The sequence below is a fragment of the Mitsuaria sp. RG genome (genome assembly GCF_028369275.1).
Classification (GTDB): domain Bacteria; phylum Pseudomonadota; class Gammaproteobacteria; order Pseudomonadales; family Pseudomonadaceae; genus Aquipseudomonas; species Aquipseudomonas peradeniyensis.
This window is the reverse complement of record NZ_JAQMYQ010000005.1, coordinates 1-24,738: the sequence shown is the minus strand read 5'-3', so window position 1 is coordinate 24,738 and position 24,738 is coordinate 1. Positions and strand designations below refer to the sequence as shown.

General features: G+C 64.8%; 24 protein-coding genes. 7 read left to right on the top strand and 17 right to left on the bottom strand.

The features are described 5' to 3' along the window. Positions 1-124: 124 nt before the first annotated feature. The gene (gene ppc / locus POF53_RS04450; protein ID WP_232857719.1) at positions 125-2,752 is read right to left on the bottom strand and encodes a phosphoenolpyruvate carboxylase; all 2,628 of its coding nucleotides are present in this window, start codon (positions 2,750-2,752) and stop codon (positions 125-127) included. Between the two features lie 144 nt (positions 2,753-2,896). Here ppc and POF53_RS04445 point away from each other — a divergent pair, with 144 nt between their 5' ends. From POF53_RS04445 to POF53_RS04425, 5 genes are all read left to right on the top strand, one after another. Beyond that, complete coding sequence (locus POF53_RS04445) at positions 2,897-3,241, top strand: hypothetical protein (RefSeq protein WP_050704382.1); 345 nt, start codon at positions 2,897-2,899, stop codon at positions 3,239-3,241. A gap of 255 nt (positions 3,242-3,496) precedes the next feature. After that, positions 3,497-3,910, top strand: coding sequence for a DUF4398 domain-containing protein (locus POF53_RS04440; RefSeq protein WP_028691568.1), 414 nt, complete (start codon positions 3,497-3,499; stop codon positions 3,908-3,910). Between the two features lie 49 nt (positions 3,911-3,959). Then, complete coding sequence (gene lptF / locus POF53_RS04435; RefSeq protein ID WP_232857718.1) at positions 3,960-4,748, top strand: lipotoxin F family OmpA-related lipoprotein LptF; 789 nt, start codon at positions 3,960-3,962, stop codon at positions 4,746-4,748. Positions 4,749-4,888: 140 nt separating this feature from the next. Continuing rightward, positions 4,889-5,173 carry a type II toxin-antitoxin system Phd/YefM family antitoxin gene (locus tag POF53_RS04430; protein ID WP_232857717.1) on the top strand — a complete coding sequence of 95 codons (285 nt, stop codon included), beginning with the start codon at positions 4,889-4,891 and terminating at the stop codon, positions 5,171-5,173. Next, positions 5,127-5,444, top strand: coding sequence for a type II toxin-antitoxin system RelE family toxin (locus POF53_RS04425; RefSeq protein ID WP_232857716.1), 318 nt, complete (start codon positions 5,127-5,129; stop codon positions 5,442-5,444). Before POF53_RS04430 ends, POF53_RS04425 begins: the two co-directional genes overlap by 47 nt. A 28-nt stretch (positions 5,445-5,472) precedes the next feature. Here POF53_RS04425 and POF53_RS04420 read toward each other — a convergent pair whose 3' ends face one another. The 15 genes from POF53_RS04420 to POF53_RS04350 all read right to left on the bottom strand — a co-directional run bounded on the left by POF53_RS04420 (position 5,473) and on the right by POF53_RS04350 (position 22,574). Further along, complete coding sequence (locus POF53_RS04420; RefSeq protein ID WP_186659985.1) at positions 5,473-5,799, bottom strand: PA3694 family proteiin; 327 nt, start codon at positions 5,797-5,799, stop codon at positions 5,473-5,475. Next, entirely contained in the window at positions 5,796-6,650 is an 855-nt protein-coding gene (locus tag POF53_RS04415; protein WP_498966552.1) for an alpha/beta hydrolase, read from the bottom strand. The genes POF53_RS04420 and POF53_RS04415 overlap by 4 nt, the downstream gene beginning before the upstream one ends. Positions 6,651-6,690: 40 nt before the next feature. Further along, positions 6,691-7,968: a flavohemoglobin expression-modulating QEGLA motif protein gene (locus POF53_RS04410; protein ID WP_232857714.1), complete on the bottom strand. Its 1,278-nt coding sequence runs from the start codon at positions 7,966-7,968 to the stop codon at positions 6,691-6,693. Between the two features lie 128 nt (positions 7,969-8,096). Further along, positions 8,097-8,645, bottom strand: coding sequence for a LolA-like protein (locus POF53_RS04405; protein ID WP_232857713.1), 549 nt, complete (start codon positions 8,643-8,645; stop codon positions 8,097-8,099). 29 nt (positions 8,646-8,674) lie between these two features. Then, entirely contained in the window at positions 8,675-9,391 is a 717-nt protein-coding gene (locus tag POF53_RS04400; protein ID WP_498966549.1) for a TetR/AcrR family transcriptional regulator, read from the bottom strand. Between the two features lie 178 nt (positions 9,392-9,569). After that, positions 9,570-11,072 carry a lysine--tRNA ligase gene (gene lysS, locus POF53_RS04395; RefSeq protein WP_232857712.1) on the bottom strand — a complete coding sequence of 501 codons (1,503 nt, stop codon included), beginning with the start codon at positions 11,070-11,072 and terminating at the stop codon, positions 9,570-9,572. 95 nt (positions 11,073-11,167) lie between these two features. Continuing rightward, positions 11,168-12,263 (bottom strand): peptide chain release factor 2 gene (prfB, locus tag POF53_RS04390; protein ID WP_203651053.1). Its coding sequence is split into 2 segments (ribosomal slippage): positions 11,168-12,190 and positions 12,192-12,263, totalling 1,095 coding nucleotides; the frame shifts between segments, so codons are not numbered across the junction. Positions 12,264-13,343: 1,080 nt separating this feature from the next. Further along, positions 13,344-14,348 (bottom strand): response regulator, encoded by a 1,005-nt coding sequence (locus POF53_RS04385; RefSeq protein ID WP_050704372.1) that lies wholly within the window; start codon positions 14,346-14,348, stop codon positions 13,344-13,346. 51 nt (positions 14,349-14,399) lie between these two features. Beyond that, positions 14,400-15,413: a chemotaxis response regulator protein-glutamate methylesterase gene (locus POF53_RS04380; RefSeq protein WP_203651051.1), complete on the bottom strand. Its 1,014-nt coding sequence runs from the start codon at positions 15,411-15,413 to the stop codon at positions 14,400-14,402. Then, positions 15,410-17,704, bottom strand: coding sequence for a hybrid sensor histidine kinase/response regulator (locus tag POF53_RS04375; RefSeq protein WP_232857711.1), 2,295 nt, complete (start codon positions 17,702-17,704; stop codon positions 15,410-15,412). The genes POF53_RS04380 and POF53_RS04375 overlap by 4 nt, the downstream gene beginning before the upstream one ends. Continuing rightward, positions 17,701-18,366, bottom strand: coding sequence for a chemotaxis protein CheW (locus POF53_RS04370; protein WP_232857710.1), 666 nt, complete (start codon positions 18,364-18,366; stop codon positions 17,701-17,703). Before POF53_RS04370 ends, POF53_RS04375 begins: the two co-directional genes overlap by 4 nt. Next, positions 18,363-19,616 (bottom strand): CheR family methyltransferase, encoded by a 1,254-nt coding sequence (locus POF53_RS04365; RefSeq protein ID WP_498966545.1) that lies wholly within the window; start codon positions 19,614-19,616, stop codon positions 18,363-18,365. Before POF53_RS04365 ends, POF53_RS04370 begins: the two co-directional genes overlap by 4 nt. Continuing rightward, positions 19,613-20,134 (bottom strand): chemotaxis protein CheW, encoded by a 522-nt coding sequence (locus tag POF53_RS04360; protein WP_232857708.1) that lies wholly within the window; start codon positions 20,132-20,134, stop codon positions 19,613-19,615. Before POF53_RS04360 ends, POF53_RS04365 begins: the two co-directional genes overlap by 4 nt. A gap of 5 nt (positions 20,135-20,139) precedes the next feature. Then, positions 20,140-21,762, bottom strand: a complete 1,623-nt coding sequence (locus tag POF53_RS04355; protein ID WP_232857707.1) for a methyl-accepting chemotaxis protein — start codon at positions 21,760-21,762, stop codon at positions 20,140-20,142. Positions 21,763-21,890: 128 nt separating this feature from the next. Next, positions 21,891-22,574 (bottom strand): tellurite resistance TerB family protein, encoded by a 684-nt coding sequence (locus POF53_RS04350; RefSeq protein WP_203651040.1) that lies wholly within the window; start codon positions 22,572-22,574, stop codon positions 21,891-21,893. A 255-nt stretch (positions 22,575-22,829) separates the two neighbouring features. Between POF53_RS04350 and POF53_RS04345 the strand changes: the two genes are divergently transcribed. Then, the gene (locus POF53_RS04345; protein ID WP_232857706.1) at positions 22,830-23,084 is read left to right on the top strand and encodes a type II toxin-antitoxin system HicA family toxin; all 255 of its coding nucleotides are present in this window, start codon (positions 22,830-22,832) and stop codon (positions 23,082-23,084) included. Beyond that, positions 23,081-23,413, top strand: coding sequence for a type II toxin-antitoxin system HicB family antitoxin (locus tag POF53_RS04340; RefSeq protein ID WP_232857705.1), 333 nt, complete (start codon positions 23,081-23,083; stop codon positions 23,411-23,413). Before POF53_RS04345 ends, POF53_RS04340 begins: the two co-directional genes overlap by 4 nt. A 1-nt stretch (position 23,414) precedes the next feature. Here POF53_RS04340 and POF53_RS04335 read toward each other — a convergent pair whose 3' ends face one another. Continuing rightward, on the bottom strand, positions 23,415-24,521 hold the full coding sequence (locus tag POF53_RS04335) for an NADH:flavin oxidoreductase/NADH oxidase (RefSeq protein ID WP_232857704.1): 1,107 nt from the start codon (positions 24,519-24,521) through the stop codon (positions 23,415-23,417). Positions 24,522-24,738 lie beyond the last annotated feature (217 nt).

The window sequence follows — 24,738 nt, the reverse complement described above, 5'->3', positions numbered from 1 at the left end:
CCAAAAGTGCCAGGAACGGGCCGCCCGCCGCTGGCCGGGGCACTGGTTGCGCCCGGCGCAACCGGCCATCGGGGGTTGGGTCGAGGCCAGCCCGGCTAATGACCACGACCGGCCTCGAACAACCTCAGCCGGTGTTGCGCAAACCTGCCGCGATCCCCGCCACGGTCACCAGCAAGGCCTGCTCCAACGGGCTGTCCAGAGCGGCTTCACGGCTGCGCGAGCGTGCCAGCAACTCGGCCTGCAGGCGGTGCAGCGGGTCCAGGTAGGTGTTGCGCAGACGGATGAATTCCAGGGTTTCCGGGCTGTGCGCCAGTAGCACCGGCTGCCCGGTCAGGCCCAGTACCACCTGGCACGACTGCGACAATAGGTCGCGCAGGTGCGCGCCCAACGGCAGCAGTTCGGGTTGCACCAGACGTTCGTCGTAGGCCTCGGCGATTTGTGCATCGGCCTTGGCCAGGACCATCTCCAGCATGTCGATGCGGGTGCGGAAGAACGGCCATTGCTCGCGCATCTGCGCCAGCAGCGCCCCCTGCCCGCGTGCCAGGGCATTGTTCAGCGCCGTTTCCCAGCCCAGCCAGGCCGGCAGCATCAGCCTTGTCTGGGTCCAGCCGAAGATCCACGGGATCGCCCGCAGGCTCTCGATGCCCCCGGCGCGGCGCTTGGCCGGCCGGCTGCCCAGCGGCAGACGGCCGAGCTCCTGCTCGGGGGTGGACTGGCGGAAGTACTCGACGAAGTCCGGGTTCTCGCGCACCACGCCGCGGTAGGCCTTGACGCCATCGGCGGCCAGCTGGTCCATCAATGCGCGCCAGGCCGGCTCCGGCGGTGGCGGCGGCAGCAGGGTCGCCTCCAGCACGGCGGCCAGGTAGAGGTTGAGGTTCTGCTCGGCAATGCCAGGCAAGCCGAACTTGAAGCGGATCATCTCGCCCTGCTCGGTGGTGCGGAAACGTCCGCCCACCGAGCCCGGCGGCTGCGACAGGATCGCCGCGTGGGCCGGTCCGCCACCGCGCCCGACCGTGCCGCCCCGGCCATGGAACAGCAGCAGCTCGACCTGATGCTCGCGACAGATGCGCACCAGGTTCTCCTGGGCGCGATACTGGGCCCAGGCCGCCGCGGTGGTGCCGGCGTCCTTGGCCGAGTCGGAATAGCCGATCATCACCTCCTGTGGCCCCTGCAGGCCTGCGCGATAACCCGGCAAACCGAGCAGGCGCTCCATCACCGGGCCCGCGTTGTCCAGGTCAGCCAGGGTCTCGAACAGCGGCACCACGCGCATCGACCGGGTCAGCCCGGCCTCCTTCAGCAGCAACTGCACCGCCAGCACATCGGAGGCCGCGCCGGCCATGGAGATCACGTACGACCCCAGCGACGCCGCAGGCGCGGCGGCGATCTCGCGGCAGGTGGCGAGCACCTCGGCCGTCTCGGCCTGGGGCTGGAAGTGCGCCGGCAACAGCGGGCGACGGTTTTTCAGCTCAGCCTGAAGGAACGTGATGCGTCGCTCCTCGTCCCACTCGGCATAGCGACCGAGGCCGAGGTAGTCGGTGATTTCCGACAGCGCGTCACGGTGACGGGCGGCATCCTGACGCACGTCCAGACGCACCAGGAACAGGCCGAAGGTCACCGCCCGACGCAGGCAGTCAAGCAACGGGCCGTCGGCGATCACACCCATGCCGCATTCATGCAGCGACTGGTAGGCCAGCTCCAGCGGCGCGATCAGCTCGCGATTGTCCACCAGCACCGCGGCGCTGGCCGGCTGCGTGCTCGTCAGCGAGGCATGGGCCCAGGCGCGGGTGGCACGCAGGCGGTCGCGCAGCTGCTTGAGCAGGGCGCGATAAGGCTCGGCGCTGTCGCCGACCTTGTCTTTCAGGGCGGCGCTGGCCTGCTGCATGGACAGCTCGGCGGCCAGGCCATCGATATCGCGCAGGAACAGGTCGGCGGCCATCCAGCGCGCCAGCAGCAGGACTTCGCGGGTGACCGCCGCCGTGACATTGGGGTTGCCGTCGCGGTCACCGCCCATCCAGGAGGCGAAGCGCACTGGCGCCGACTCCAGCGGCAGGCGCAGCCCAGTGGCCTCGAACAAGGCCGCGTCGACCTTGCGCAAGTGGTTGGGGATCGCCTGCCACAACGAATGCTCGATGACCGCGAAGCCCCACTTGGCTTCATCCACCGGAGTCGGCCGGGTGCGACGGATCTCCTCGGTGTGCCACGCTTCGGCAATCAGGCGGCGCAAGCGTTCGCGCACCTGTTGGCGCTCGCCGGGAACGAGGTCGCGGTGGTCCTGCGCGGCCAGTTGCGCGGCGATGGCGTCGTACTTCTGTATCAGGGTGCGGCGGGCCACCTCGGTGGGATGGGCGGTAAGCACCAGCTCGATGTTCAGCCTGGCCAGTTGCCGGGCCAGCTCATCGTTGCCGTGGCCCGCCGCCTTCAGCCGCGCCAGCAGTTCCGGCAGCACCCGCGCTTCGAAGGGCTCGGGCTGGTCGGCGTCGCGACGCCGAATCAGCTGGTACTGCTCGGCGATGTTGGCCAGGTTGAGAAACTGGTTGAACGCCCGCGCCACCGGCAGCAGGTCCTCCTCGGCCAGGTCACCCAGGGTCGAGCTCAGTCGCTCGCCCTGCCCGCGCCGGTCGGCCTTGGCGCTGTGGCGGATGTCCTCGATCTTCTGCAGGAACGCCTCGCCATGCTGCTGGCGGATGGTCTCGCCCAGCAGTTCTCCCAAAAGGTGCACATCCTCGCGCAAGCGCAGATCGATATCACTCATCAGCCTTCTCCACTCCAGGAAACCGCATGCGCCCAAGAGTGCCCACTCGCGCCTGCGCCTGGCAAGCCAGAAACGGCCAGAGCAACTAAAGTGAACACAGGACATCCGAAGCAATGCCATTACCAGGCTTTGACAGAGGTCATCATGAAAATTCGCCAACTCGCCCAGCACTGGGAACAGAACGCCGCCGGCCGCCTGAGCCCCACCGGCCATGTCCTGCACCTGGACATGGAAGCCGAAGCGCGCCTGGCCGCGCTGATCGACATGTACCCCAAGCGCAGCCCAGAGGAACTGCTGGGCGAACTGGTGGCGGCGGCGCTCGAGGAACTGGAGGCCAGCTTCCCCTACATCAAGGGCCAGCAGGTGATCGCCACCGACGAGGAAGGCGACCCGCTGTACGAGGACATCGGCCCGACGCCGCGCTTCCTGGCCCTCTCCCGGCGCCACCTGCAGGCCCTTGGCCGGGTGCGGGAAGAGCAGTCGCACTGAGCCTTTCCGGGTGCCGGGCAAGACCCGGCATACCGTCATCCACAGCGGAAGTTCCATGGAAATTCCGCTGACTGATTAGTCAGAAAAAAATACCTTTAGCGTGCAAATTTTTCTGAACTATTCAAAAAACGCCTCGGTCACAGCCAATAGCCATCACGGCAAAACCCTGTAAACACGGGCCTTTGCGCCCGACGCTGGCCACAGGGGAACAGCGATAGCCACGGCGTGGCATCGTCGTTTAACAGGAGTGACCCAATGGAGTTGACCACCATGAAGACCCGCATCGCACAACCTTCCTCCACTCACCTGCGCGGGCTCAAGCTGGCCGCGCTGGCCCTGGGCAGCAGCCTGGTGCTGGCCGGCTGCGCGGGCAAACCGCCGACCGAGCAATACGCCGTGACCCAATCGGCGGTCAACTCGGCGGTCAGTGCCGGTGGCACCGAGTTCGCCGCAGTGGAAATGAAGGCTGCCCAGGACAAGTTCAAGAAGGCCGAGATCGCCATGCACGACAAGCAGTACGACCAGGCCAAGCTGCTGGCCGAACAAGCTGAGTGGGACGCCCGCGTCGCCGAGCGCAAGGCCCAGGCGGCCAAGGCCCAGAAGGCCGTGCAGGATGCCCGCCAGGGTATCAACGATGTACGCGAGGAAGGCCTGCGCAGCGCCGAATGAGCCCTGCCCAGCCTCATGAGCCTTCGTTAACGATCAAAGGATGAACACTATGCGCAACTACGTCATGATTCCCGCCCTGCTGGCCCTGAGCGTGGGCCTCGCCGCCTGCTCCCACGACCCGAACGCCAACCTGGAGTCGGCCCGCACCAACTTCTCGGCCCTGCAGAGCGACCCGCAATCGAGCAAGGTGGCCGCACTCGAGACCAAGGACGCCCAGGACTGGTTGAACAAGGCCGACAAGGCCTACATGGAGCGCGAGGACTCGAAGAAAGTCGACCAGCTCGCCTACCTGACCAACCAGCGTGTCGAAGTGGCCAAGCAGACCATCGCCCTGCGCGGCGCCGAGGCCGAGCTCAAGAACGCCGCCGCCCAGCGCGCCCAGGCCAAGCTGGACGCCCGCGACGCGCAGATCAAGAAGCTGCAGGACAGCCTGAACGCCAAGCAGACCGACCGTGGCACCCTGGTGACCTTCGGTGACGTGCTGTTCGACTTCAACAAGGCCGTGCTCAAGAGCAGCGCCTACCCCAACGTCACCAAGCTGGCCCAGTTCCTCCAGGAGAACCCTGAGCGCAAGGTGATCGTCGAGGGCTACACCGACAGCGTCGGCTCGGCCAACTACAACCAGACCCTGTCCGAGCGCCGCGCCGCCGCCGTGCGTATGGCACTGGTACGTGCCGGCGTGGATCCCGCGCGCATCGTCGCCCAGGGTTATGGCAAGGAGTACCCGGTGGCCGACAACGGCAGCAACTCGGGCCGCGCGCAGAACCGTCGGGTGGAGGTGACCATCTCCAACGACAACCAGCCGGTGGCACCGCGGGCGGTGAGCCAAGTCCAATGAGGGCTGCTGTCTGAATGAAAAAACCCGCCTGATGGCGGGTTTTTTCATGCTTGACCTTCCGTCAAAAGCACCTTTGAAGACACCTTTAAAAGCACTAAACTGAGGCAACCGTCCTTCTCGACAAATGGGTTGATACAACTATGACCTACCCTGTCCTCGCCGATCTGGCAGCATCCATCACCGACCTTAAGAAAGACCCAATGGGCACCATTCGCCAAGCGCACGGTGAAACCGTGGTGATCCTCAATCGGAACGAGCCCGCCTTCTACGCAGTACCACCAGAGCGCTACGAGGCGATGATGGATCTGATTGACGATATCCAACTGGCCGAGCTGGTACGCCAGCGACTTGGCGGGCCTACCGTGAAGGTGGATATCGATGAGCTCATCGCCGACGCAGAGCGCGACAGCAAGCTACAACCTTGAGTTTGATTCACGAGCGCACAAGGAGTATCGCAAGCTCGAACCCACACTGCGCCTGCAGCTTGCCAAGAAACTCAAGGCCCGACTGGCTCAACCCAGAGTTGAAAAAGACCGGCTCAATAACATGGCTGATTGCTACAAGATCAAATTGAGATCAGCCGGCTACCGCTTGGTCTACCAGGTGATTGATCATCGCGTGGTAGTGCTTGTCATCGCGATCGGCAAACGTGAACGATGCGATGTCTATTCAGTCGCCAGCGCGCGATTGAACTGATCGGGCCGCATTGCAGCAGCCCCATCATTCACTGCACCTGCTGCGGCGTCTCCTGCCCCATGCAACGCACCGCGCGCTTGCGGTTGTCCACCAGCACGCCGGTCAGACCCTTCTGCTCGGTGTCGAACAGCACCAGCACACCATCGATGCACTGCGCCACCTGTGGCGCCGGCGTCAGCGAGAGCTTGTAGTCTTCGCCCGGAATGGTCTTGAGCATGGTGAAATCCTGCAGCAACAGCGCATCCTCGGGCTTGGCGAAATGCAGGTAGCCGTAGTACCAGAGGGCTCCCACCGTCACGATGATGCTGCCGACGCCGGTCAGGATCAGCGGGATGGCGTTGCGTTCTTCACTCATTGCTTGTTCTTCTCGTCAGGGTAGTTGGGTACTTCGGCCAGGCGGCGCAGGCCGTTGAAATGGCTAGGGTCTTCCAGGAAGCGCAGCATCACCTGGCGCCAGGTCGGGTCGGCGAAAGTCTGCACATGGTCGCCCCGGGTAAGCTGCAGCACCCGGGGCGGCGGCGCCTGGCGGTACAGGCGCAGTCCGTTGTCCAACGGCACGAGGTTGTCGTCGATGCTGTGGAAGAACAGCTTCGGCGGGCTGTCCAGGCGGGCGATCGAGTTGATCGCACTGTCGCCGTCCGGCACCAGCCACGACAGCGGCACTTGCAGTGGCCAGGTCATCCACGAAGTGCTCAGGGCATAACGCCCCACCGCCCGGTAGCTGGCCGGCACGCCATCGAACACCAGGGCGCTGAAGCGTCGGCGCTGCTCGGGGTGCTGGGCCAGGTAGTGGATGGCCATGGCCCCGCCGAGGCTCTGGCCCAGCAGCACCAGCGGCCTGCCCTTGGCTTGGGGCGCCTTGTCGAGCCAGTCCAGCGCCGCGCCGATGTCGCCATACACGTCAGGCAATGTCGGCTTGCCCTGGGAAAGCCCATAGCCGCGATAGTCGATCATCAGCACCTGGTAGCCCTCTTTCGGCAACCAGTAGCTGCCGCCCAGGTGCCAGGCCAGGTTGCCGCCATTGCCATGCAGGTGCAGCACCGTGCCCTTGACCTCGACACCCTGCGGCACAGGCAGCCACCAGCCATGCAGACGCGTGCCGTCGGCGGCGTTGAGGGTCAGGTCCTGGTACTGCAGGTGGGCCATTTCCGGGGTGAACGGCTGGCCGGGCTCAGGGTAGAACAGCAGGCTGCTGCAGCCGCTCAACAGCAGCAACCCGAGGCCGAAGGCGAGGTGACGGCAGGCGTCAGAGAATGTTCGCGTAGTCGGCTTCAATACGGTCCAGGCTCAGGTGATTGAGGAAGTTGGAGAAGCACATCCAGGCCGACAGCGCGTTGAGGTCGCGGAACTGCTCGGGCAGGTACTTGGGCGGTTCGACCAGCCCTTCCTCGACCAGCTGGCGCAGCGTGCGCATGTCTTCCAGGGTGGTCTTGCCGCAGAACAGCAACGGGATCTGCTCGAGCTTGCCCTTCTTCACGGCCAACTGAATGTAGTTGTAAACCATGATGAAGCCCTTGAGGTAGGACAAGTCCTTGGTGAATGGCAGGCCATTGGGCACCGAACCACGGAACACCCGGCTGGCATTGCTGTAGCTCTGCCCCATCTCGAAGCCCTGGCCACGGAAAAACTCGAAGACCTGCAGGAAGTCGGCGCCCTCCTCCACCATGTGGATGGCACGGGTGCGGTTGGTGAGCTTGCGCAGGCGGCTGGGGTAGGAGGCGAAGGCGATCACCTCCATGAGGATGGCCAAGCCCTCCTGGGTCACCGTCGACGAGGGCGGGCCCTTGGCCAGGAAGGTGCAGATCGGCTGGTTCAGGCCGTTGAGGGTGGTGCCGACGTGCACCAGGCCTTCATGCACTTCCAGGGCGCGCACGTCGCGGCTGTTGAACATCGCGTCGGCGCGCACCTTGATGTAGTCGGCGCCGGCCGCGGCGTCAGCGACGATGCCGTCGGACTCGAACACGCGGATGGTCTCCTCGGCTTCGCCGAACACCTTGTTCAGGCGACGCTGAAGGATCGCCACCGCTTCCTTGGCCGTGAGGTTCTTCGGTTCGTCCTTCAGGTCGCCGCGACCGTCGATGTTGTTCAGGTAATCCGAGAGCATCAGGCCCAGGTCGGCCAGGGTCGGATCACCGGCGTGGAAGGCGTCGGAGGCGGCGCCGTAGAGCTCCTGGGAAATCAACCCGAAGTCCTCGGTGCCGCGTGCCTCGAGCATGCGCACCACCATGCGGTATTCCTTGCACATGCGCCGCATGATCTGCCCGACCGGGTTGAACTGGCCCAACTGCCGGGTGATGTCGCGCTCGATGCTCTGGAATTCGGCCTTCACCGCGCTGGAGTCGAACGACAGCGGGCGGCTCTGGTAGTAGGCACGGTCCACCGCCGGAGGCTCCTTGCCCTTGGCCTTGAGGAAGCCCTGGCGGATACCGTCGTCCCATTTCACTGCGTCAAGCACGCGGATCGGGGTCTGGGTGGCGACGATGCGGTCGGACAACGTGCGTATGGTCTGCTGGTACTCGTCCACGCGGGACTCCTTAACGGTTCAGATACGTGCCAGACCTTTTCGCGGGTAAAACCGCTCCCACAGGTTCAGCACCGTCGGCAAAGCTGCGCAGAGCGGGTTTACCCGCGAAAAGGCACACACTGTCGCCACTATTTGCCAACACGCTGGAAGCGCGCCACCTCGACGAACAGATCGGAGTTGGCGGGATCGTCCAGGTACGCCAGCACCCGCTCGGTCGGACTGTCGATCAGCACGCCCTCGCCGTTATCTTCCGGCACTTCGGTATTGCGCCCGCTCAGTTCTTTCTTTGCGACGGCCTGCTGCACCTGCTCGACATCGAGGTTGTAGACCACCAGCTGCTTGCCGTCGATCACCTCGAAGCCACCGATCAGGAAGTTGCCGCCCAGGCGCTTGGGCACGCCGGCCGACAGGTACCAGCGGTTGCCGTGCCGGGCCACGGTGAACGCGTACTCCTCGGGCGCCTTGCCCTGGGCGCGGGCCACCGCCTTGTAGGTGTTGCCGCCGGCGCGGCTGATGCTCAGCTTCAGCGGCTGGCCCCAGGCATCCTTGCTGCTCCACTGCCCGAGCAGGGCCTTAGGCGCCGGCTGGTTGGCCGGCAGCGGCTCGTCAAACGTCACCAGACAACCGCCCAGCAGGAGGAATGACAAGGTCAACAACACCACACGCCAGGCTTTCATCAGGTTCTCCTTGAAAAGTCGTTCGCCACTCAGGCCGAGGCCAGCACCATCTGCAGGTATCGGACAAGGATAGCGAGCATCTGCTCATCGGCCTGCGCATTCGCATCCTTGAGCAGGCCCTGATATTCCATCTGCTCGATTATCGCCGTCAACATCTGGGCATCCTGCTCGGGCTGGCGCGAGCCAACCACCTGCAGGATCTGCCGCGCGCCATGCAGCAGGATCTGCTCGTGGGCCTGCACCAGTTCGGCCAGGCGTGGGCACAGCAGCGCCTCCTGGCGAAAGGCTTGCTCGGCCATGAGGAAATCGCGGCGGTTGTTCAGTTGGCGCAGGACGTAGTCTGCCAGCATGCGCGCCACTTCATCGGCCAGGTGCGCCCGGGCCTCGGGGGTGCCGTCGCCCTGGGCCAGCAACTGGCGCAGCACGCCTTCGGTGTTGGTCCACAGCTTGGCCATGTAGGCCGCGCTGCGTTCGACGTACTGGGCGAAGGTATCGGCCAGCAGGTCCTGGATGTCCTTGAAGTAGTAGGTGGTGGCCGACAGCGGTACAGCGGCCTCGGCGGCCACGGCGCGGTGGCGCACGCCGCGCACGCCATCGCGCACGACGATGCGCATGGCAGCGTCGAGGATCTGCTGGCGGCGCTGTTCGCTGCCCTGGCGGGCGGTCTTGCGGCCCTGGTACTGCACGCTCTCGGCGACGGCGGTGGCGATGCCGGCGGCGCCCTGGTGGGGCATTGCGGGGGTCACTGGAGGTACCTCATGAACAGTGGGTTGCCGGTGCCGGCCTCTTCGCGGGTAAACCCGCTCCCACAGGTTAAGTGCGACTCCCCTGTGGGAGCGGATTTACCCGCGAAGAGGCCAGCACAAACAACATAAAGCTTCAGGCATGAAAAAGCCGCCTCGAAAGGCGGCTTGTTCAGATCGCTCAGGCCTGTGGGCGCATGTGCGGGAACAGGATCACGTCGCGGATCGACGGCGAGTTGGTCAGCAGCATCACCAGACGGTCGATGCCGATGCCTTCACCGGCGGTCGGCGGCATGCCGTATTCCAGGGCGCGGACGAAGTCGGCGTCGTAGTGCATGGCCTCATCGTCACCGGCGTCCTTCTCGGCCACCTGGGCCAGGAAGCGCTCGGCCTGGTCTTCGGCATCGTTGAGCTCGGAGTAGGCGTTGGCGATCTCGCGGCCACCGATGAACAGCTCGAAGCGGTCGGTCACGGCCGGGTTGTCGTCGTTGCGACGGGCCAGCGGCGAGACTTCGAACGGGTACTCGGTGATGAAGTGCGGCTGTTCCAGCTTGTGCTCGACCAGCTCTTCGAAAATCATCACCTGCAGCTTGCCCAGGCCTTCGTGGCCGAGCACCTTGGCGCCGGCTTTCTTGGCGATCTCGCGAGCACGGTCGACGTCCTGCAGGTCGGCGGCGGTGAGCTGCGGGTTGTACTTGAGGATCGAGTCGAACACCGACAGGCGCACGAACGGCTCGCCGAAGTGGAACACCTTGTCGCCGTACGGCACGTCGGTGCTGCCCAGTACCAGCTGCGCCAGCTCGCGGAACAGTTCCTCGGTGAGGTCCATGTTGTCGCGGTAGTCGGCGTAGGCCTGGTAGAACTCGAGCATGGTGAATTCTGGGTTGTGACGAGTCGAAACGCCTTCGTTACGGAAGTTGCGGTTGATCTCGAACACCTTCTCGAAGCCACCGACCACCAGGCGCTTGAGGTACAGCTCCGGCGCAATGCGCAGGAACATGGCCATGTCCAGGGCGTTGTGGTGGGTTTCGAACGGCTTGGCCGCGGCGCCGCCTGGGATGGTCTGCAGCATCGGGGTTTCGACTTCGAGGAAGTCGCGCTCGATGAGGAACTTGCGGATGTGCGAGATCACCTGCGAACGCACACGGAAGGTGTGGCGGGTTTCCTCGTTGACCATCAGGTCGACGTAGCGCTGGCGGTAGCGCTGCTCGGTGTCGGTCAGGCCGTGGTGCTTGTCCGGCAGCGGGCGCAGCGACTTGGTCAGCAGGCGCACGTTGGTCATCTCGACGTACAGGTCGCCCTTGCCGGAACGGGCCAGGGTGCCTTCGGCGCTGATGATGTCGCCCAGGTCCCAGGTCTTGACCGCAGCCAGGGTTTCTTCTGGCAGGGTCTTGCGGTTGACGTAGACCTGGATGCGACCGGTCATGTCCTGGATGACCATGAACGAGCCACGGTTGAGCATGATGCGACCGGCGACCTTGACCGGAATGCCGGCTGCTTCCAGCTCTTCCTTGGTCTTGTCCGCGTACTGCTTCTGCAGATCGTTGCAGTAGCTGTCGCGGCGGAAGTCGTTGGGGAAGGCATTGCCCTTGGCGCGCTCGGCGGCAAGTTTTTCCTTGCGCAGGGCGATCAGGGCGTTTTCTTCCTGTTGCAGGTCTTGCGCTTCGGTCTTGAGGTCGCTCATGTCGTCATTCTTTCCATCAGGTGTTCGTTGCCCCTGTCGGGCAGGGCAGGCGATACCGGCCCGTCGGGCCTGGTATCGCGGCGGTGGTGTACGGGTTACAGGCCCTGCTTGAGGCTCGCTTCCAGGTATTCGTCGATATCACCGTCGAGCACCTTGTTGCAGTCGCTGCGCTCGACGCCGGTACGCAGGTCCTTGATGCGCGAGTCATCCAGTACGTAGGAGCGGATCTGGTGGCCCCAGCCGATGTCCGACTTGCTGTCTTCCAGGGCTTGCGAGGCGGCGTTGCGCTTTTGCATTTCCAGCTCGTACAACTTGGCCCGCAGCATTTTCATGGCGGTATCCTTGTTGGCGTGCTGCGAACGTTCGTTCTGGCAGGCCACCACGGTGTTGGTCGGTACGTGGGTGATACGTACGGCCGAGTCGGTGGTGTTGACGTGCTGACCACCGGCGCCCGAGGAGCGGTAGGTGTCGATGCGCAGGTCGGACGGGTTGATCTCGATCTCGACTTTGTCGTCGATCTCGGGCGAGACGAACACCGCCGAGAACGAGGTGTGGCGACGGGCCCCGGAGTCGAACGGGCTCTTGCGCACCAGGCGGTGCACGCCGATCTCGGTGCGCAGCCAGCCGAAGGCGTACTCGCCCTTGATGTGCACGGTGGCGCCCTTGATGCCGGCGACTTCGCCCTCGGACAGTTCGATGATGGTGGCGTCGAAGCCACGCTTGTCGGCCCAACGCAGGTACATGCGCAGCAGGATGTTGGCCCAGTCCTGGGCCTCGGTGCCGCCGGAGCCGGCCTGGATGTCCAGGTAGGCGTTGTTCGGGTCCATCTCGCCGCTGAACATGCGACGGAACTCGAGCAGGGCGAGGGATTCCTCCAGCCCTTGCAGCTCGGTCACGACATCGCTGACGGCGCCTTCGTCACCTTCTTCGACGGCCATGTCGAGCAGGTCCTTGCAGTCGCCAAGGCCATTGGACAGTTTGTCGAGGGTTTCGACCACCTGCGCCAGCATGGCGCGCTCGCGGCCCAGGGCCTGGGCGTATTCGGGCTTGTTCCAGACGGCGGCGTCTTCCAGCTCGCGGTTTACTTCGACCAGACGATCATGTTTGTGATCGTAGTCAAAGATACCCCCGAATAGACTGGGAACGCTCGGTGAGGTCCTTGATGGTGTTCAGGATCGGTTGGATTTCCATGGGCGGGCAGCTCTCGTGCGAATTCGGTGAAAAGCCCGCGAGTATAACCGAGTCTGGGGGCTGGCGGCAGACCCGCCGGGCGGTCTGGGCGCAAACCCCATTACGCCCTATTTCCGGCGTTGCCGTTGCCGTTGCCGTTGCCGTTGCCGTTGCCGTTGCCGTTGCCGTTGCCGATCAGGAGTCTAGCCCCATAACCCGCTAGCGACAGCTGCGTCATCCCAGGCGCCGCCCGTACCTTCGCGACTTCAGGAGGCCGAACGCAGGCCTTGCGGAGGGAGGTGACGGGCATGGATGCCCGTCAAGCGCTGGGGCGCAGGATGGGCCCTGCAGCGCGGTCCTCCCGGGAGCAAGGCCGGAGTGAGGGAACCCGTAGCGAAGCGGAGGGCCGGATGAATGGAGCGAGGATTTTTTGGTTCCTTTTTGATCCTTCAAAAAGGAACTCGCCGTAAGGGCGAAAAGGTGACTATGCGTCGACATCGAAAATGAATGCACTTACAACTATTAAAACCAGCACCGACCGACTTTGACTTTGACTTTGACTTTGACTTTGACTTTGACTTTGACTTTGACTTTGACTTTGACTTTGACTTTGACTTTGACTTTGACTTTGACTTTTAAAGCATGAGTTTTGAAAGTTATAGGCGCATTCATTTGCGATGGTGACACAAAGTCACCTTTCCGCCCTTACGGCGGGTCCCTTTTTGAAGGATCAAAAAGGAACCAAAAAATCCTCGCTCCATTCATCCGGCCCCTACGCTTCGCTCCGGGGTTCCCTCGCTCCGTTCTTGCTCCCGGGAGGACCGCGCTGAACGCCCCATCCTGGGGCGCAGCGCTTGACGGGCATCCATGCCCGTCACCTCCCTTCGCAAGAACTCCGCTCGGCCTCCTGAAGTCGCAATTGGTGTTGCCTGATCTACCGCGCACTTAGAAGCAAGAGCGAAGAGCGAAGAGCGAAGAGCGAAGAGCGAAGAAATTGGAGTTTAGGTTTTAGCCAGCAATTGTAATTTATGGCCTCTGCCGACAAGCCGGTCCCGCAGGGTTAGTAAGTTCTGAAAACACTAACACCCCGCGGGAACTCACTTAGGCAATCCCGACTTGATTACGCCCGCTGTTCTTGGCCAGATACAACCCCTTGTCCGCCGCCGAAATCAGTTGCCGGCAATGACTGCCGACACTCGGCGTCAAGGTCGCCAGACCGATACTTACAGTCAGGTGCGAGGCCGCCTCAGGCACGGTGTGGGCGATCTTCAGGCCCATGATGGTCTGGCGCAGCTTTTCCGCCACCAGCCGCGCACCACCAGGCGAAGTGTTGGGCAGCACCAGGGCGAACTCCTCGCCGCCGTATCGCGCCGGCAGGTCGGTCGGCCGCGAACAGCAGCCACGTATGGCCTCGGCCACCTGCCGCAGGGCCTCGTCACCGGCCAGGTGGCCGAAACTGTCGTTGAACGCCTTGAAGTAATCGACATCGACCATCAGCAACGACAACTGCTGCTGCTCACGAATAGCCCGGCGCCACTCAAGCTCCAGGTACTCGTCGAAGTGACGGCGGTTGGACAGCCCGGTGAGACCGTCCGAGTTCATCAACCGCTGCAGCATCAGATTGGTGTCGAGCAACTGCTGCTGGCTCACCCGCAGGGCGCGATAAGCCTCGTCACGCTGCAACAACGTCAGGTACGAGCGCGAGTGATAGCGGATACGCGCCACCAGCTCGATGGTGTCCGGCAGCTTCACCAGGTAGTCGTTGGCCCCGGCGGCGAAGGCCGCGCTCTTGACCAGCGGGTCCTCCTTGGTCGACAGGACGATGATCGGGATGTCCTGGGTGGCCGGGTTGTTGCGGTACTCGCGCACCAGGGTCAGGCCGTCGAGACCCGGCATGATCAGGTCCTGAAGGATCACCGTGGGCTTGATGCGCATGGCCTGGGCCACCGCCTGGTGCGGGTCGGCGCAGAAGTGGAAGTCGATGTTCTCTTCGTGGGCCAGACCACGGCGCACGGCTTCGCCGATCATCGCCTGATCGTCGACCAGCAGGACCATCGCCGCGCTTTCGTTGATGGTCGTGAAACCTTCGATCGGTAGATCATTCATCCGTAGTCACCCGTTGACCGCCGGCCACGCGGCGCGCCTCAATACATATCGTCATTTCGAAAAGATTTCCATCAGTCGCCCGGCAATTCGCTCCAGCGGACGGATTTCCACCGCCGCGTCGATCGCCGCGGCAGCCTTGGGCATGCCGTATACCGCGCTGCTCTGCTGGTCCTGGGCGATGGTCAGGAAGCCCTGCTGGCGCATCAGTTTCAGGCCCTGGGCGCCATCGCGTCCCATCCCGGTAAGCAGCACGCCCACCGCATCGCCAGACCAGTAGCGCGCCACGCTCTCGAAGAACACGTCGATCGAGGGCCGGTAGATTTCGTTGACGGGCTCGGCAGTGTAGGCCAGCTCGCCATTCCTCAGCAGGCGGATATGGTGATTGGTGCCGGCCAGCAGCACCTGCCCCGGCTGCGGAGGCTCACCCTCGCGGGCCAGGCGCACCGGCAGGCCGGACGCGGTGCTGAGCCATTCGGCCATGCCGGCGGCGAACACCTGGTCGACATGCTGGACCAGCACGATGGCCGCCGGGAAAGTGCGCGGCAGGCCCTTGAGCAGCACTTCCAACGCCGCCGGCCCTCCCGCCGAAGAACCGATGGCCACCAGTGCTCGCCGCTGCGACGCCTCGCGCAGCGGCGCGGCCACCGCCCGGGCAGCGCTGGGACGCTGCTGCCCGATCAGCCAGCCGATGTTGAGGATCTTGCGCAACAGCGGCGCGGCCGCCTCCCGGGCGTCGCCCGCGCCCAGCGCCGGTGTGTCGACCACATCCAGGGCGCCATGGCCCATGGCCTCGAACACCCGGTGCACATTCTGCTTGCGGTCCACCGTGACGATGACGATGGCGCAGGGAGTCTCGGCCATGATCCGCCGGGTGGCCTCGACACCGTCCATCACCGGCATGATCAGGTCCATGAGGATCAGGTCCGGGGTCTGCTCGGCGCACAGGCGCACCGCCTCGGCGCCATTGCCCGCCACCCAGATCACCTGATGCGCGGGCTCGAAGGCCAACGCACGGCGCAGGGCCTCCACGGCCATGGGCATGTCGTTGACGATGGCGATTCTCATCCCTGGGCACCTCCGATCAGCTCCACGACCGCCTCCAGCAACGCATCGTCATGGAAGCTGGCCTTGGCCAAATAATAGTCGGCGCCGGCATCCAGTCCACGACGCCGGTCTTCTTCACGATCCTTGTAGGACACCACCATCACCGGCAGCGATTGCAGGCGATTGTCGCGCCTTACCAAGGTGACCAACTCGATACCGTCCATGCGCGGCATGTCGATGTCGGTGATCAGCAGGTCGAAATCATCGCTGCGCAGGGCGTTCCAGCCGTCCATGCCATCGACAGCCACCGCCACGTCATAGCCGCGGTTGCCCAGCAGCTTGCGCTGCAGCTCGCGTACCGTGAGCGAGTCGTCGACCACCAGGATGCGCTTGCGTGCCACGCCCTTGCCGCCCCGTCCGCCCCGTTCGATACGCTCCAGACGGCCGGTGCTGAGCAGTTTGTCCACCGAGCGCAGCAGGTCCTCGACATCGACAATCAGCACTACCGAGCCATCATCGAGCAGGGCGCCGGCGGAAATGTCCTGGACCTTGCCCAGGCGCGCGTCCAGCGGCATCACCACCAGCACCCGTTCGCCGATCAGCCGCTCGACCGCCACTCCATAGAGCTGATCGCGCTCGCGGATCACCACTACCCGAAGGCTCTGTTCATCGCCCTGGGCCGCCGGTCGGTTGAGCAACTGGCTGGCGGCCACCAGGCCGATATGCCGCCCTTCGTGCCAGAAGTGCTGACGGCCTTCGATCTGCACGATGGCCTCGGCCGGCACTTCGACGGTGCGCTCGATATGCGCCAAGGGGAAGGCATAAGCCTCGCCGCCCACCTCGACCACCAGGCTGCGCACCACCGACAGGGTCAACGGCACTTCCAGGTGGAAGCAGCAGCCCTGCCCCGCCACCTGGGTCAACTCGATGGACCCGCGCAGGTCGCGGACCATGTGCTGCACCGCGTCCAGCCCGACACCGCGACCGGACACCTCGGTGACCGTGTCGCGCAGGCTGAAGCCCGGCAGGAACAGGAACGTCAGCAGCTCGGCCTCGCTCATCTGCGCCACGGTCTCGGCCGGCGACAGGGCACGCTCGACGATACTGCGGCGCAGACGCTGCAGATCAATACCGGCACCGTCATCGGACAATTCGAGGATCAGCAATCCGGCCTGGTGCGAAGCACGCAGGCGTACCGTGCCCTCGCTTGGCTTGCCGGCCAGCAGGCGCTGCTCGGGCAGCTCGATGCCGTGATCGACAGCATTGCGCAGCAGGTGGGTCAACGGCGCCTCGAGCTTTTCCAGCACATCGCGGTCGACCTGAGTCTTCTCGCCTTCAATCAGCAGGCGTACGGGCTTGTCCAGCGAGCGGCCAAGGTCGCGGACCATCCGGCTTTGCCCGGTCAGCACATCGGCGAACGGACGCATGCGACAGGCCAGTGCCGTGTCGTACAGCAACTGCGCACGCTGGCTGGCCTGCCAGCCGAACTCGTCCAGGTCAGCGGCCTGTTGCAACAGGATCTGCTGAGTCTCGGCCAGCAATTGCTGGGTCTGGGCCAGGGCTTCGAGCACCTCCGGCCCCTGGCCGCTCTCCTCCAACTGGGCCTTCAGCCCGTCGAGCCCCCGCATGCCCTGGCCATGCATGCGCTTCAGGCGCTGCAGGGTGGCCAGGTAGGGTTTCAGGCGCTGGGTCTCGACCAGCGATTTGCTCGACAGGTCCAGCAGGCTGTTCAGTCGGTCGGCGGTGACCCGCAACACCCGCTCGCTGCCCTCGCCACCGCGTTTTCCGGCCTTGCGGGCAGGCATCGGTTCCGCTTCGACGTCGGGCTCCGGTGGCGGCAGGGGCTCGGGCTCCGGCAGTGCGGGCTGGACGACAGGCGGCAGGCTCGCTGCACTCGGCTGCGCGTTGGCCAGCTGGGGCGCCGAGGGGTCGAGCAAGGCCGCCATCTGCGCCAGGAACACCGCCACGGCGGCCTCGCTGTCCTGATCGCCCGGCGTGGCGATACGCATCAGCAGGTCGCTGCCCTGTAGCAGCGCGTCGATATGCTCGGGGCGCAGCAGCAGGCGGCCCTCCTGGGCTGCTACCAGGCAGTCTTCCATGACGTGGGCGACACTGACCCCGGCGTCGATGCCAACGATCCGCGCCGCCCCCTTGAGCGAGTGCGCCGCACGCATGCAGGCCTCGAGCTGATCGGGTTGCGCGGGGTTGCGCTCCAGCGCCATCAGGCCCGCGCTGAGCACCTGGGTCTGGGCCTCGGCCTCCAGGCTGAACAGCTCGAGCAGCGACGCATCGCGCATTTGCTCCGGGGTCATGAGAGGCTCCGCTTCACGGCTGACATCAGGTGTTGTTCATCCAGCACACGCACGCTGCGCCCGCGCCACTGCAGCACCGCCGCAGTGAAGTGCGCCGCATCGCGGCCATTGTCCAGGCTCGCCGGGTCGAGGCGATGGATACCGTCGATCTCGTCCACCGGCACCACCACCGGCCCGCCTTCGGCCGCCAGGATCAGCATGCGCGGCATGCTCCGCCCGCCGCGCTCACTGCCCGCCTCGATCGGCACGCCGAGCAGGTCGGCCAGCGACAAGCAAGGCACCAGTGCACCGCGCACATTGGCGACCCCCTGCAGCACCCGCGAACGCTGGTGAGGCAACGAGTGCACCGGCTGCAACGGGGCGATCTCGGCCAGGCAGGCGGTGGCCAGGGCCAACCATTCCTCGCCCAGGCGGAACAGCAGCATCGAGCGGCCGATCGCCTCTTCCTGCACGACTGGCGCCTCGAGCTGTTCATCCTGGATCAGCGCATAACGGTCGAGCAGGCGCGTGGCCGCCTCGGCATAGACCTCGCAGTTGCGGCAGTGCACATGCCGTGGCAGCAAGGGGCACTGCTTGTCGCCATGCACCCCGATACGGTTCCAGCAGTCATCGATCTGCTCGTCATCGTGGGCGATCAGTTGCATATGGTATCCGCCGCTCATCGTTCAGACTCCCGGCCAGCCCGAGCAGCACGCTCCTGCAGGCGCCGCGCGCCCGCCTCGTCGCCCTGCGCGGCCAGCAGCATGGCCAGGTGCATGAGCGCCTCTGGATGCTGTGGTTCGAGATAGAGGGCCTTGCGGTAATGGGTGATGGCCTGCGCGGCATCGCCCTCGGTGTCGCTGAGCAACCCCAGCCAGTAATAGACCTGTGCCTTGGGCGCGAACTTGCGCAGATAGCGCTCGCAGCCTTCCCTGGCCTGGGCGCTGTCGCCGGCATTGGCATGCTGGGCGATGCGGGCCAGCAGTTGCGCCTCATCCTCGGCAGGCATCGCCCTGGCGACTGGCGCGGCGCTCGTCCTGCCGCTCCGTGACGGCAACGCAACGACCCGCGGTGGCACGGGTGGCGCGACTGCTGGGCGGGCCACCGGCGCCGGCTTGGCAATGACGACCGGCGGCGCTTCATCCTGACGCACGTAGGCAAATGACTGGGCGATCCCCAGCGGTCGCATGCCCAGGCGCGCCAGCAGGCTACCCTCGGCCGGGCCGATGAACAGGACGCCCTGGGCATGGGTCAGGTGCTTGAGCACTTCGAACACCCGCTGCTGGGTCGGCACGTCGAAATAGATCAGCAGATTACGACAGAACACGAAATCGTAGAGGCCTTCACGCGCCCGCAGCGCCGGATCGAGCACGTTGCCCACCTGCAGGCTGACCTGCTGGCGCACCCGCGCATCCAGGCGATGGGCCTCGTCGACGGCGGTGAAATGCCGCTCGCGGAAGGCCAGCTCACTGCCGCGGAAGGAATTGCGGCCATAAACACCTTGCTCGCCCTTGGCCACCGAGCTGGGGCTGATGTCGATGCCGTCGATACGGAATGCCCCGGGGCTCAGCCCGCCGTCGAGCAACGCCATGGCGATCGAATACGGCTCCTCGCCGGTGGAGCACGGCAGGCTGAGGATACGCAGAGGCCGGGCACCGGCCAGTTCAGCCACGCGTTTGTGGGCCAGCCCCGCCAACGCAGTGAAGGATTCGGGGTAGCGGAAGAACCAGGTTTCCGGAACGATGACTGCCTCGATCAGGGCCTGCTGCTCATCGGTCGACTGCTGCAGGCGCAGCCAGTAGTCGTCCAGGTTTACCGCCTGCACGAGGGTGCAGCGCTGGCGCAAGGCACGCTCGACCATTGCCGCGCCGACCGACTCGACGTCCAGGCCGATGCGCTCCTGCAGGAAGCGAAAGAAACGTTGCTCAATCATGCCTGCACCTGCCCTGGCTCCAGCGGATACAGCAACTCGCGCACCGCGTCCGACAGCAGGTCGTCCACCTCGATGCGTTGCAGCAAGCCCCGTGCGTCCTGGCGCACCGGCCCGAGGTAACGTGCCTCGGCATTGTCCAGGCCGTAGGGCTGGAACTCCTCGGGCGCACAACGCAGGGTATCGGTGGCCTGCTCCAGGATCAGCCCCAACTGCAACTGCGGGCGCTGTGGATCGACGCGGTAATGCACCAGCACCAGGCGCGTGCTGCTACGCGATTGGGCCGGCGAGCCGAAACTGAGCGCCGACAGGTCGATCACCGGCACCAGCGCACCACGATGGGCAAGCACGCCGGCCACCCAGGCCGGGGCCTGGGCTATGGGTTTGAGCGCACGATGCGGCAGGACCTCGATCACCTCGCGCACATCCAGGGCGAAGCGCTGGTCGGCGATGCGAAACTGCAGGTACAGCACGCCCTTTTCAGTGGTGGCGCGCGCCTCGCGGGGGGACATGTCGTTCATCTTCGTCAGACTTTGAACCGCGACACACCGCCCCGCAGCCCGGCAGCCACCTGGCTCAGTTCATCTATGGCAAAGCTGGCCTGGCGCAGCGACTCGACGGTCTGGGTGCTGGCATCACTGAGCTGGGCCAGCGCCTGGTTGATCTGCTCGGCGCCAGTGGCCTGGGCCTGCATGCCCTCGTTGACCATCAGCACCCGCGGCGCCAGCGCCTGCACCTGGTGGATGATCTGGCTCAGTTGCTCACCGACCTGCTGCACCTCGAACATGCCGCGGCGCACTTCCTCGGAGAACTTGTCCATCCCCATCACCCCGGCCGACACCGCCGACTGGATCTCGCGCACCATCTGCTCGATGTCGTAGGTGGCCACGGCGGTCTGGTCGGCCAGACGCCGCACCTCGGTGGCGACCACGGCGAAACCGCGACCGTATTCACCGGCCTTCTCCGCCTCGATGGCGGCGTTAAGTGACAGCAGGTTGGTCTGGTCGGCGACCTTGACGATGGTCACCACCATTTGCGTGATGTTGCTGGCCTTCTCATTGAGGATCGCCAGCTTGGCATTGACCAGGTCGGCGGCGCCCATCACCTGGTGCATGGTTTCTTCCATGCGTGCCAGGCCCTGCTGGCCGGAGCCAGCGAGGCTCGAAGCCTGGTCGGCGGCGCTGGTGACTTCGGTCATGGTGCGCACCAGGTCCCGCGAGGTGGCGGCGATTTCCCGCGACGTGGCGCCAATCTCGGTGGTGGTGGCGGCGGTTTCGGTGGCGGTGGCCTGTTGCTGCTTGGAGGTGGCGGCGATCTCGGTGACCGAGGTGGTCACCTGCACCGACGAGCGCTGGGCCTGGGCCACCAGGTTGGCCAGCGACTCGGCCATCTCGTTGAAGCCCCCCTCGATCGCGCCGAACTCATCCTTGCGGTCCAGGTTCAGGCGCATGCTCAGATCGCCGGAGCGCAGGCCGTCCAACCCATGGACGATTCGCAGCATGGGTGCGGTGATCGCGCGCATGAGCAGCAGGCCGCAGACAACAGCGGCGATGATGGCCAGCAGCAACGAGACGATCATGCTGCCCTTGGCGGTGTTGACCGCGCTGACGATGTCGTTGGTGGCCTTGTCGGCGGACTCGCGGTTACGCTCGATCACTTCGTTCAGGTGCTGGCGCCCTTCCTTCCAGGCTGGCGTGAGCACATCCATGATCAAGCGCTGGGCTTCGGGGTAGTTCTTCTGGCGGTAGGTCTCCAGGACCTGGTCGACGAGCTTGACGTACTCCTCCTCCAGACGGGTGAAGTCATCGAAAGCTGCCTGGTCGGCCGCGTCGCGGATGGTCGCCTGGTAGCTGGCCATATGTTTCTTGAGGCGATCATCAAAGCCCTTGAACAACTCAAGATCGGCCGTGGTGATCTCGCGGTGGTTGGACAGCCCCACCAGTTGCTGGCTGGTGACGTAGCTGTCGACCCAGGCACTGCGGATCATCGAGCTGTAGTAGACGCCGGGGATGCTGTCGGACCCCACGGCTTCCTCGCTGGACTCGATCGCCACCAGCCGCGAGTAGGCGGCCACGATCATCAGCAGCATGATGGCGATGATCACGGCGAAACTTGCCAGGATCCGTTGGCGCAAGGTCCAGTTCTTCACATTCAGCCCTCAGGAATTCGATACGAGCGGGAAAAATCGCCGAAGTATAGCCCAGGCTTCCCGTTCAATTGCGGCTGAATGTGGCGGTATTCAGGCGTCCGTGCCCGTTCAGGTGGCCAAATGCCGGGTCATTGACCCGCGGCAAGCCTGACCTGGTTCTCCAGCTCCTGGCGCAGGTTCGGGTCGAGGCGCAGCTGGCGGGCCAGCTCATCGAGATAAGCGCGCTCCATGAAGTTCTCCTGATCGACCATCATCACACTGGCCAGGTACATCTCGGCGGCCATTTCCGGGGTCTGCGCGGCGCGGGCGACCTCGGCCGGGTCCAGCGGCTTGTTCAGTTCGGCATGCAGCCAGTGCTGCAACTCGCGGTCGCTGTCCAGGCGGGTGAACTCGCCCTCGATCAACGCCCGCTCGCGTTCGTCGATATGGCCATCGGACTTGGCCGCTGCCACCAACGCCCGAAGCACGGCCTGGCTATGCTGCTCGGCCTGGGCCGGCGGCAGGCGGTCGAGGGTCTGCGGCTCGTGATTGCCCGCGCCCTGGCGCGCCTGCCAGTTGCCATAGGCCTTGTAGGCCAGCACGCCAAGCGCGGCCAATCCGCCGTAAGTGAGCGCCTTGCCGCCGTACTTGCGCGCCTTCTTGTTCCCCAGCAGCAGGCCCATGGCTCCCGCCGCCAATGCGCCACCACCGGCACCGGACAGCAGGCTGCCGAGGCTACCGGAGCCCTTGTGACTGGTGCCCTTGCCCTGTTGGTTCTGCAGCATGGATTGACCGGTTTTCAATAGCTGATCGAGCAGACCACGGGTGTTCATCTGGCAGACCTCGCAAGCATCCAAAGTAGGTAGGGCTCCAGAGTAGGCCGGCAAGCTGAAGCCACGCTTAACGCATTTGCATCCGGATGTTGCCCAGCTTGGTTTGTTGGCTTCGCCAGTTGCTTCCAGTCGGGAGCGTTACCATGGAGCAGCGGTTTTTCCGCACAACCGCGCGACATTTCCCACGAATTGCCCCTGCGACGCCCTACCGTTGATCTATTGAGCTTTGTGGAACTGGTATCACAGACTGATACCATGAATAATCATCAACGTGCGTTACTCGAACTCGTCTTCAAGAAGCCCGTTCCACGAACGCTGGACTGGTCGCGCCTGGAGTCCCTGCTGGTTTCGCTCGATGCCCGGGTGATCGAAGGCAGGGGTTCACGCGTGCGGTTTGAGCTCAATGGCGAGGTCGCGACCTTCCATCGCCCTCACCCCGACCGGCACGCCAAGCCCTATCAGGTGCGCGATGCCCGCCAGTTCCTGGAGCAGGCAGGAGTTACCCCATGAATGTGATGAATTACCGCGGCTACTCGGCCCGCATCGAATACAGCGACGAAGACCAACTGCTGGTTGGTCATGTCGCCGGCATCCGCGATGTGATCGGCTTCCATGGCGAATCGATCAGCGAACTGCGCCAGGCGTTCGAGGAAGCTGTCGATGACTACCTCGAAACCTGCCAGCGCCTGGGGCGCGAACCGCAGAAGACCTACTCCGGAAAACTCAGCCTGCGCCTGGAGCCCACCCTCCACGCCAGCGTGGCGGCCAAGGCCGAGCTGGCGCAGAAGAGCATCAACCAGTGGGTCAGCGACATCCTCAGCCAGGCGGCCTGTAGCTGAGTCAGTCGCGCAGGTCCGACTCGTGGATGGGGTTGGCCCGGCTGGTGGCTCGCTGATACTGCGCCGGCCAGGTCGCCTTGTTGCCACCCAGGTCGTCGTCGGCATGCAATGGCCAGTACGGGTCGCGCAGCAGCTCGCGGGCGAGGAAGATCACATCGGCCTGGCCGGTGCGCAGGATATGCTCGGCCTGGGCCGGTTCGGTGATCATGCCGACGGTGCCGGTGGCGATTTCCGACTCCTTGCGTACCCGTTCGGCAAAGCGGGTCTGGTAGCCGGGGCCGGTGGGGATCTCGGCATTGACCGAGGTGCCTCCTGACGACACGTCGATCAGGTCGACACCCAGGGCGCGCAGGCGACGGGCCAGCTCGACGGTCTCATCCGGGTTCCAGCCATCCTCGACCCAATCGGTGGCCGATACCCGCACAAACAGCGGCAGCTCCTGCGGCCAGGCCTTGCGTACCGCCTCGGCAACCTGCAGGGTCAGGCGGATGCGGTTTTCGAAGCAGCTGCCGTATTCATCGCGGCGCTGGTTGCTCAGCGGCGAGAGGAACTGGTGCAGCAGGTAGCCATGGGCGGCGTGGATCTCGACCACCTTGAAGCCGGCCTGCAAGGCCCGCTCGGTGGCGGCGACGAACGCGCCGACCACGTCCTGGATCTCGTCCTTGGTCAGTTCACGTGGCGCGGTGTGCTGTGGGTCGAAGGCGATCTTCGATGGCCCGACCGGTTGCCAGCCGCCGTCCTCGATCTTGACGCTGCCCTGCTTGCCGAGCCATGGCCTGTGGGTGCTGGCCTTGCGCCCGGCATGGGCCAGCTGGATACCGGGGACGGCACCCTGGGCGGTGATGAAACGGGTGATGCGTTGCAGGGGTTTGATCTGGTCGTCGGTCCATAAGCCGAGGTCCTCGGCGGTGATACGTCCGTCGGCGGTGACCGCGACCGCCTCGCTGATCACCAGACCCGCGCCACCGACCGCGCGGCTGCCGAGGTGGACCAGGTGCCAGTCGTTGGCCAGGCCGTCGACGGCGGAGTACTGGCACATGGGGGATACGGCGATGCGGTTGGGCAGGGTCAGCTGACGCAGGGTGTATGGCTCGAGCAGCAGGCTCATGGGGCACCTCCCAGGGACTCCAATGGTTTCCGGGCCGGCTTTTGTGGTTTGGGGGTGGGCCGGTACCGGTAGGTTTCAGACTAGACCATGGGGTGGGGGGTGTTCTGGGGGGCTTGGGTTTGGGGATGATAGTTTTGATTTTTTTATGCGCATTCATTGGCGATGGGGACGCATAGTCACCTTTCCGCCCTTACGGCGGGTCCCTTTTTGAAGGATC

Excerpts from the sequence above, each read along its gene's own strand:
- lptF (WP_232857718.1), top strand. The coding sequence starts at position 3,960 with ATGCGCAACTACGTCATGATTCCCGCCCTGCTGGCCCTGAGCGTGGGC.
- POF53_RS04375 (WP_232857711.1), bottom strand. The coding sequence starts at position 17,704 with ATGACCCCGGAGCAAATGCGCGATGCGTCGCTGCTCGAGCTGTTCAGC.
- POF53_RS04445 (WP_050704382.1), top strand. The coding sequence starts at position 2,897 with ATGAAAATTCGCCAACTCGCCCAGCACTGGGAACAGAACGCCGCCGGC.
- POF53_RS04405 (WP_232857713.1), bottom strand. The coding sequence starts at position 8,645 with ATGAAAGCCTGGCGTGTGGTGTTGTTGACCTTGTCATTCCTCCTGCTG.
- POF53_RS04380 (WP_203651051.1), bottom strand. The coding sequence starts at position 15,413 with ATGAGAATCGCCATCGTCAACGACATGCCCATGGCCGTGGAGGCCCTG.
- POF53_RS04345 (WP_232857706.1), top strand. The coding sequence starts at position 22,830 with ATGAATAATCATCAACGTGCGTTACTCGAACTCGTCTTCAAGAAGCCC.
- POF53_RS04350 (WP_203651040.1), bottom strand. The coding sequence starts at position 22,574 with ATGAACACCCGTGGTCTGCTCGATCAGCTATTGAAAACCGGTCAATCC.
- POF53_RS04340 (WP_232857705.1), top strand. The coding sequence starts at position 23,081 with ATGAATGTGATGAATTACCGCGGCTACTCGGCCCGCATCGAATACAGC.
- POF53_RS04385 (WP_050704372.1), bottom strand. The coding sequence starts at position 14,348 with ATGAATGATCTACCGATCGAAGGTTTCACGACCATCAACGAAAGCGCG.
- POF53_RS04360 (WP_232857708.1), bottom strand. The coding sequence starts at position 20,134 with ATGAACGACATGTCCCCCCGCGAGGCGCGCGCCACCACTGAAAAGGGC.
- POF53_RS04420 (WP_186659985.1), bottom strand. The coding sequence starts at position 5,799 with ATGAGTGAAGAACGCAACGCCATCCCGCTGATCCTGACCGGCGTCGGC.
- ppc (WP_232857719.1), bottom strand. The coding sequence starts at position 2,752 with ATGAGTGATATCGATCTGCGCTTGCGCGAGGATGTGCACCTTTTGGGA.
- POF53_RS04430 (WP_232857717.1), top strand. The coding sequence starts at position 4,889 with ATGACCTACCCTGTCCTCGCCGATCTGGCAGCATCCATCACCGACCTT.
- lysS (WP_232857712.1), bottom strand. The coding sequence starts at position 11,072 with ATGAGCGACCTCAAGACCGAAGCGCAAGACCTGCAACAGGAAGAAAAC.
- POF53_RS04440 (WP_028691568.1), top strand. The coding sequence starts at position 3,497 with ATGGAGTTGACCACCATGAAGACCCGCATCGCACAACCTTCCTCCACT.
- POF53_RS04335 (WP_232857704.1), bottom strand. The coding sequence starts at position 24,521 with ATGAGCCTGCTGCTCGAGCCATACACCCTGCGTCAGCTGACCCTGCCC.
- POF53_RS04425 (WP_232857716.1), top strand. The coding sequence starts at position 5,127 with ATGAGCTCATCGCCGACGCAGAGCGCGACAGCAAGCTACAACCTTGAG.
- POF53_RS04370 (WP_232857710.1), bottom strand. The coding sequence starts at position 18,366 with ATGAGCGGCGGATACCATATGCAACTGATCGCCCACGATGACGAGCAG.
- POF53_RS04365 (WP_498966545.1), bottom strand. The coding sequence starts at position 19,616 with ATGATTGAGCAACGTTTCTTTCGCTTCCTGCAGGAGCGCATCGGCCTG.